The 7,663-nt window shown below is 66.3% G+C and carries 8 protein-coding genes; 2 read left to right on the top strand and 6 right to left on the bottom strand.

From position 1 onward, the window contains the following. Positions 1-1,011: 1,011 nt before the first annotated feature. Together ACFWZU_RS15420 and ACFWZU_RS15415 are read right to left on the bottom strand one after the other, a co-directional pair. On the bottom strand, positions 1,012-1,647 hold the full coding sequence (locus ACFWZU_RS15420; protein ID WP_439702410.1) for an FMN-binding negative transcriptional regulator: 636 nt from the start codon (positions 1,645-1,647) through the stop codon (positions 1,012-1,014). Between the two features lie 29 nt (positions 1,648-1,676). After that, positions 1,677-2,294 (bottom strand): LysE/ArgO family amino acid transporter, encoded by a 618-nt coding sequence (locus tag ACFWZU_RS15415; protein ID WP_439702409.1) that lies wholly within the window; start codon positions 2,292-2,294, stop codon positions 1,677-1,679. A 106-nt stretch (positions 2,295-2,400) separates the two neighbouring features. Between ACFWZU_RS15415 and ACFWZU_RS15410 the strand changes: the two genes are divergently transcribed. Next, positions 2,401-3,291 (top strand): LysR family transcriptional regulator ArgP, encoded by an 891-nt coding sequence (locus tag ACFWZU_RS15410; RefSeq protein ID WP_439702408.1) that lies wholly within the window; start codon positions 2,401-2,403, stop codon positions 3,289-3,291. A 473-nt stretch (positions 3,292-3,764) separates the two neighbouring features. Here ACFWZU_RS15410 and ACFWZU_RS15405 read toward each other — a convergent pair whose 3' ends face one another. From ACFWZU_RS15405 to cdd, 3 genes are all read right to left on the bottom strand, one after another. Next, on the bottom strand, positions 3,765-4,670 hold the full coding sequence (locus tag ACFWZU_RS15405) for a 5'-3' exonuclease (RefSeq protein WP_439702407.1): 906 nt from the start codon (positions 4,668-4,670) through the stop codon (positions 3,765-3,767). Then, a complete protein-coding gene (locus tag ACFWZU_RS15400) occupies positions 4,658-5,224 on the bottom strand; it encodes a nitroreductase family protein (RefSeq protein ID WP_439702406.1) in 567 nt (188 codons plus the stop codon). Before ACFWZU_RS15400 ends, ACFWZU_RS15405 begins: the two co-directional genes overlap by 13 nt. 128 nt (positions 5,225-5,352) lie before the next feature. Continuing rightward, entirely contained in the window at positions 5,353-5,754 is a 402-nt protein-coding gene (cdd, locus tag ACFWZU_RS15395; RefSeq protein ID WP_439702405.1) for a cytidine deaminase, read from the bottom strand. Between the two features lie 166 nt (positions 5,755-5,920). On the opposite strand from cdd, the gene ACFWZU_RS15390 reads away from it, so the two are divergent. Beyond that, positions 5,921-7,021, top strand: a complete 1,101-nt coding sequence (locus tag ACFWZU_RS15390; RefSeq protein ID WP_439702404.1) for an NAD(P) transhydrogenase subunit alpha — start codon at positions 5,921-5,923, stop codon at positions 7,019-7,021. Positions 7,022-7,118: 97 nt separating this feature from the next. Here the strand turns inward: ACFWZU_RS15390 and ACFWZU_RS15385 are convergent, their stop codons facing one another. After that, positions 7,119-7,661: a DUF3106 domain-containing protein gene (locus ACFWZU_RS15385; protein WP_439702403.1), complete on the bottom strand. Its 543-nt coding sequence runs from the start codon at positions 7,659-7,661 to the stop codon at positions 7,119-7,121. Positions 7,662-7,663 lie beyond the last annotated feature (2 nt).

The raw sequence follows: 7,663 nt of genomic DNA, 5'->3' as shown, positions 1-7,663 counted from the left end.
CGGCCTGCTTGAGGATCGAGACGATCTGCGTCTCGGTGAACTTCGACTTCTTCATGGAACCTCCTGGCTCGGGAACGATGCCAGAAAGTTCTACTTTCGAGATGTCTGCCTAACGGGGGAGCTTACGATTCCACCACTGGCTCCCGGGCAATTCTCAGATAAGTAATAAGTGTAACCTGGCGAATATGTTCCCAGGTCGTTGGCCGGCTCCGTCCAGTTTCCGGGAATATGGCAATTGTATCGGCTCCAATTCCTCTCCCAAGTGAGAATGGAGTGCAGCTTTGCGTTTTCCAGCGTCTCTGGCTTAGCAATGCTGTTGCCTTTCCACAACACTTCCACTGGGGCGGCATCGGCAGTAGATGCGTTCGTGTACTCGGAAAGCGCGAGAGGACCTGCGAAAAGGGTAAAAACAAGCAAGAGCCAACCAGCGCACGCTTTCATAAATTTCCCCTGTTTCCACCACGCGGATCAGCGGCATCTTTTCTGCTGCCAGCGAAAGCATTAAGCCCATTCAGCATGTCACCGTTGCATGGTAACTGTCTGTCGGGGAAGGCCTACATGCAGCTATTACTGGCTAGTTTGAAGGATGTGTGGTTCCGCCCCGGGGAACCGATGGGGTCACACATGGATCACTGCCCTCGGAGCCGCAAGTGGCTGGCCGCCCGGCAGGCACGCGTGCCTAGCGTGGAGTGACCACCAAGTCGGCCCGGTTGGTGCCGGACTCGGTCTCGGGGGTGTCGGTGTAACCTCCGCGGGCACACTGCCCAGCCGCAATCAAGCCATACACGTCGATGGCATCAAGGGCGCGCCGGTCCCGGTCACGCTTGCGCCGGTAGTGTTGTCCCACACAGTGGTGTTGCCTGCGTAGGTGGCCCATCGAGGTCTGCTTTCGGCCAGAAGCGGAACACCACCCCGAACGAGCCGGCAAGGAAGGACGATCCAGTTCATTTGTTGCTCCGACAGGGCCGTCCCTTCATTCCTTGGCGAAAAGCCATGGAGCTTGCGTGCGGCTCAGGGCCGTTCAGGTCGAATGCGTCTCATGGCTGCGGCCAGTTCGAGATTCCCGCGAATCTCGAGAGCCTCTACAGTGCTATCAAAATCCCGCGGCTCGCGGTTCTGGCTCAGCTTGCGCTTACCCTCCAATCGGGTGATCGCGATCTCGATCCCGACGATATGGGCGAGCTCTTCGGCTACGAACTCCGGTGGTGCGTCGCCCATCCTCCATGGAACAGGGAGACCCGTCTCCTGCTGGCGCGTCAGGCGAGCAACCATGCCGCGCACGAACGGCTCGCTGTCGTGGATGCTTATGCGTCCGTGGACATGCACGACCTCGTAGTTCCACGTCGGCACGTGGCGATGCGTTTCCCGCTTGCTCAGGTACCAGTTGGGGGAGATGTAGCCTTGGGCGCCGCGAAACACTACCAACACCGGATCGCCATCCCGAACCTCCTGCCAGATCGGATTGGCGCGGGCGACGTGCGCCAGCAGGAGTCCTGGTGCGCCACGGCTGTCGTTGAGAATGAACGGCAGGTGGTTCGCCTCGAACCCTGCGGCCGCATTCGTGACCATCATGCCGAGCGGATACTCGTGGATGATCCGCCGGAGCTCTTCGGGCCTGGATTCTGCAAAGAGAGAGGGAAGGTGCATGTGGACTCCCGGGCAGACCGTGCGGTCGTTCAGTTGAGCGGATGCGCAAGAAGCAGCAACGCCAGCGAAATCATGAAGACAGCGACGAGGGCGTCGAGCGCTCGCCAAGCCATCGGATTGCGAAAGACCGGCAGCAGAAGGCGCGAGCCATAGCCGAGCGTGGAAAACCAGGTCACGCTGGCAATGCATGCACCGACCGCAAACGCCCACTGGGTGCCGCCGGGATACCGGGTGGACAGGGTGCCCAGCAGGATCATGGTATCCAGGTACACATGCGGGTTGAGGAAGGTGAAGGCCAGACAGGCAAGCAGCACCAGCCACCCGCTTTTCTCCCCCTCCACGCCAGGCGCCAAGCCTCCCGAACCTCGCCAGGCGCGCTTGGCCGCCATCACACCATAAACCGTCAAGAACAGGGCACCGCTGAAACGCAGCGCATCCAGAAGCGCTGGCCATTCCCGCACGAGCGCGCCGACCCCGGCGACGCCGCAGCTGATCAGGGCGATGTCGCCCAGTGCGCAGGTGGCCACCACGAGCCCGACGTTCCTTTGCAACAGCCCCTGCCTGAGCACGAAGGCGTTCTGCGAGCCAATAGCGACGATCAGGCCCGCGCTGGCGATGAAGCCGGCTAGCGCCGGTGCGAAATACATAGATGAGTCCTCAGGCGAGAATGGCGTTAGATTGCCGTCGCGGCCGCCGTAAGACCAGCTAATAATTCTATAGAATCGTTAGAACAACTGATTTCATGGGCTACCGATGGATCTACTGCATCCCCAACTCGCCGCCTTCGCTGTGGTGCTTGAAGAAGGCAGCTTCGACGCGGCTGCCAGGCGCTTGTCCGTCACGCCATCTGCGGTCTCCCAGCGCATCAAGGCGCTAGAAGACCGTCTCGGTCAGGTGTTGGTCGTACGTCAGACCCCTTGCCGGGCGACGCCGGCGGGAGAGCGGCTCTTGCGTCGTCTGCGTCCGATGCAGGCCCTCGAGGCCGAAGCCTTGGCCGACTTTCTGCCGACCAGCGAGGCCGCGCCTCGCGCGGTCACGATCGCCGTCAATGATGACTCGCTGCAGACCTGGTTCCTCGGTGGGTTGGCCACGCTTCATCGCCGCTACGGCTACCTGTTCGATGTCCGGGTAGACGACCAGGACCACACCCAAGAGATGTTGCGCGACGGATCGGTATTGGGCGCCGTCACCGGTCAGGCGCGCCCCGTTCAGGGGTGCAACGTGTATACCCTTGGGGCGATGCGGTACTACCCGATAGCCTCTCCAGCCTTTGCTGATCGGCATTTCGCTCAGGGCCTTCAAGCGGAAGCCTTGAATAGAGCCCCTTTGATCGTGTTCAACCGAAAGGATGAGCTGCAGTGGCGCTTCATTCGTCAGATCACGCGAGCCCGTGTTTCGCCGCCCGTCCATTACCTTCCGACATCGACCGGTTTCGTCGACGCCGCCGCATTCGAACTGGGGTGGTGCCTGGCGCCAGAAACCTTGATAGCTCCCGCGGTGAAAGCGAAACGTGTCGTGGTCCTAGATGGCAAGCACTGGCTCGACGTACCCCTCTACTGGCAGTTTGCAGCTGTGCGCTCGGAGACGCTGGAGAACGTGGGACACGCGCTGCGTGAGGCGGCAGGCGTCGCCCTAAGAACCTAGCGCGATGTCCGCTTCGGGTCGGAAGCGGACTTGGCATTCCATCGGGAACAGGGTGCACATCCAGCATCTCCGCCTAGGCGCTATCGCGCCCCACTTTTATCGGCCGTCGAATCTGCTGCGCCGAATGATGGCTTGAGGTTTGGTGCCTTCTACACACCTGTATGCATCCAGTGCTTCTTCTGACGCCTTCGAGGTTGGCACTGAGGCGCTCGAACGCCCCGTCGCCTCGAGGGACGTCGTGAACCGGACGGAGCAAGGTTCGCAGCCGCATTCGCCGGCGCAGCGAACCTCGCAGGCGCCGCTGCAAGCGCAGGCAATCGGGCTGGCGTGATCCATGTTGTATCCACCCGTCGTGGCGTAACGCTTGAGGCCTTCAGCTGTAGGTTCGGACATCACGCGGCTCTTAGCGAAACGCACCGCCTGTTCAGAACATTGTCCTTCGGTGGAAGCGGACCCATCATTTCGGATTCTGGTCAGACGCCAGCCAATGCCCGCAACCGCGAGCGCGTCAGCGGACCGAAGCGCAGCTGCTCGCACACGGCGTCCAGTTGCCCGTTGCCCGCCTGCCGGCGCAGCGCGTCGGCGGTCGGGGCGACTGGCGCGTCCAGTGCGATGCGGGTGAGGCGTCGGTACATGAGGGCCAGTTCGGCGTGCTCGCGCAAACGCGCGGCGCACGCGGCGGCACCGCGGATGCGCAGGAAGGCGACTTCGTCGACGCGTTCCAGCAACACGTCCAGGCTGCCGAAGTGGGCGAGCAGGGCGGCGGCGGTCTTGGCGCCGATGCCGGGGACGCCCGGGATGTTGTCGACCGCGTCGCCGCACAGCGCGAGGTAGTCGGCGACCTGGTGCGGGTGCACGCCGAGCTTCTCGTGCACGCCGGCCGGTCCCCAGCGCACGTTGCGGGCGAAGTCCCATTGTTCGTCGCGCTCGCCGAGCAACTGGCCGAAGTCCTTGTCGGCCGAGACGATCACGCTGTCCAGGCCGTGCCCGCGCAGGCTCCACAGGGCGCTTCCGATCAGGTCGTCGGCTTCGTAGCTGTGGTCGATCAGCACGGTGATGCCGAGCGCCTCGGTGATGGCGCGGCAGAGCACGAACTGGCGTTCCAGGTCGGGCGGAGGCAATTCGCGGTTGGCCTTGTAGGCCGGGTAGATCGCGTTGCGGAAGGAGCTGGTCAGCGACGCATCGAAGGCCACCGCGACGTGGTCGGCGCGGCTCTTCTCCAGCAAATCGCAGAGGAAACGGGTGAAACCGTGAACGGCGTTGACCGGGTGGCCGTCGGCATCGTGGAACTGGTCCGGCATGGAGTGCCAGGCACGGAATACGTACAGGCTGCCGTCGACCAGGTGAACGGCGCTGGCTGCGGTGCTCACGGCGTCCAAGTGGAAAACACCTCTTCCACGGCCGGGCGCTCACGGTCGGGCACGTCGATCTGCGGCGTGCCGATGTGGACGAAGCCGATGACCCGCTCGTTGCCGGCCAGCCGCAGGATCGCGGCGACCTCTTCGTCGTAGGCCGCCCACCCGGTCAGCCATTGCGCGCCGTAGCCGAGCGCGTGCGCGCCCAGCAGCAGGTTGTAGGCGACGCAGCCGGCGGCGATCTCCTGTTCGATCGGCGGCACCTTGCTGCCGGCGGTGAGCCGCGCGACGACCACCAGCACCAGCGGGGCGAACGCGTAGCGGGTGCGTTCCTTCTCGCGCTTGGACTCGGACAGCGCGGGGTTGCGCGCGGCGATCGTCGCCAGCTGCTCGCCAAACGCCAGCTTGGCCTCGCCACGCAGTTCGATCAGCCGGAACGGCACCAGTTTGCCGTGGTCGGGCACGCGCACGGCGGCCTCCAGCAGCGTGTGCAGTTCGGCGCCCTGGGGCGCCGGCTCGCCAAGCTGGCGCGAAGGGATGGAGTGGCGCTGCATCAGCAGCTCGAGCGCAGGGGGCATGGCGGGCTCGGGAAAGGGCGGGTCGCCCATGATAGCCGCCACGGCAGGGCGGGGTCCGTGGCGCAGGTGGACTTCCGACCGCCGCCTGGCGTGCGGCGGAAGCGAAACCCTTCCCGAACCCCGGGCGGTCAGGGCAGGCGGAACGAACCGGGCAGCAGATGGCCGACGGTGGTCTCTTCCAGTGCATCGGCCAGGTTGCCCATCAGCACCGGCATGCTCTCGTCGCACAGTTCGGCCATCACCTGCCGGCAGGCGCCGCACGGGCTCACGGGCCCGGGCGTGTCGGCGACCACCGCCAGCTGCACGAAGTCGCCCGGCCGGCAGCCGGCCGCGATGGCGCCGAACAGCGCGGTGCGTTCGGCGCAGTTGCACAGGCCGTAGGAGGCGTTCTCGACGTTGCAGCCGGTGAAGGTGCGTCCGTCGCGGGTGAGCACGGCGGCGCCGACATGGAAGTTCGAATACGGCGCATAGGCCAGCTCGCGGGCTTCGCGGGCTGCGAGCATGAGCGGGTCGACGACGGGAAGGGGCATCGGAGTGGACACGTGGGATCTCCCTTGCAAAGACCCCGTGTGCGCCGGTCGTGGCGCTGCCGGTGGGCCAGTCTACTGCGCCCGGCGCGGCGTCGGTCAAGCGGGCCGGTGCTTGCGGGCTGGGCCGTTGGGCTAGGATGAGGCGTCAGGTCCCAGGGGAAACCGTATGGCGATCACGGTGGGCGCGTTGCGCGAGGTGGCGGACGGCGAGCGGCGGGTGGCGATCACGCCGGAGATCGCGCGCAAGCTGCAAGGCAAGGGCGTGCGGGTGTTGCTGGAGCGCGGCGCGGGTGTGGCCGCGGGCTTTCCGGATGCGGCCTACGGCGAGATCGAGTTTGGCGACGCGTCGCAGGTGCTGGCGCAATCGGACCTGCTCACGTGCGTGCTGCCGCCATCGGATGCGGCCCTGGGCCAGTTGCGCGAGGGCGCGCTCGTCGTCGGCCAGTTGCGCCCGCACGGCGCGGCGGCGCGCATCGTTGCGCTGGGCAAGCGCAGGCTCACGGCCTTCGCGCTGGAACTGCTGCCGCGCACCACCCGCGCGCAGGCGATGGACGTGCTGAGCTCGCAGGCGGCGGTGGCCGGCTACCGCGCCATGCTGATCGCGGCCGAAGCCTGCCCGAAGTTCTTCCCGATGCTGACCACCGCCGCCGGCACCATCCGCCCCTCGCGCGTGCTGGTGATCGGCGCGGGCGTCGCCGGGCTGCAGGCGATCGCCACGGCGCGGCGGCTCGGCGCGCAGATCGAGGGTTACGACGTGCGGCCGGAAACGCGCGAGCAGGTCGAGTCGCTCGGCGCCAGGTTCCTCGACCTGGGCGTCAGCGCGGCCGGCAGCGGCGGCTACGCGCGCGAGCTGTCGGAGGACGAGCGGCGGGCGCAGCAGCAGGCGTTGGCTGAGCATCTGAAGCTGGTGGACGTGATCGTGACCACCGCGGCGGTGCCCGGTCGCCCGGCACCGAAGATCCTCAGCGCGGCGATGGTCGAGGGCATGAAGCCCGGCGCGCTGATCGTGGACCTGGCCGCCGAAGGTGGCGGCAACTGCGAGCTGACCCGGCCAGGCGAGCGCGTGGAGCACGCGGGCGTCACCATCCTGGGGCCGCTGAACCTGCCCGCGGGCGCGCCGCTGCATGCGTCGGAGATGTATGCGCGCAATGTGTACAACTTCGTCGAGTTGCTGCTGCGCGACGGCGGACTGGCGCCGGATTTCGCGGATGAGCTGGTCGGCAAGACCTGCCTGACGCAAGGTGGCGAGCCGCGTTTCCAGCATTAGCGGAAAGCTCCATCCCTGACTTTCCCTTGAAGGGGGAGGGCTTCCAGCGTGCGCCGTGTGTTTAGCCCCCTCCCTTCCAGGGAGGCTGGGGTTTGCCTCAGTGACCCGGTGGATGCCGGGGCGACGGGGGAGGCGCGGGCGCTCCCGGGGTCCCCGGCGGATGGTCGAGCCCCTGCAGTCGCTGCTCGATGGTCTGGGAACGCCACTGGCGCAGCAGCCGCTCGCGCTGGTCCGGCGGCATGTGCTGGAACTGCTCGTAGGCCTCGTGCAGGCGCTCGCGCTGCTCCGGCGGCAGCCGGTGGAACTTGTGCATGTTCTCGCGGGCGCGTTCGCGCTCATCGGGTGTCATGGTCTGCCAGCGGGCGATGCGCTGGCGGATCTCCTCGCGCCGGTCCGGCGGCAGGGTGACCCAGTGTTCGGCGCGCTTGAGCATGTGCGCCTGCTTGCGCGGCGACAGGTCGTTCCAGTGCCCGCGCAGTGGTGCGAGTACTTCCTGCTGGGCAGGATCCAGGCTCTGCCACGGGCGCGGCGCGTCAGGCGCGGACGAAGCGCCGGGCGGTGGAGGCGGCGCATCCTGCGCATGCAGCGGCGCCAGGCCGGCCAGGGCGAACAGCAGCGGGAGCAGTGCAAAGCGGGTCATGG

The organism is Frateuria sp. GZRR33, from assembly GCF_051900425.1.
In the GTDB taxonomy this organism is placed as follows: domain Bacteria; phylum Pseudomonadota; class Gammaproteobacteria; order Xanthomonadales; family Rhodanobacteraceae; genus Frateuria_A.
Note: the sequence above shows the minus strand (reverse complement) of the source record. Positions and strands in the feature narration are given on the sequence as shown.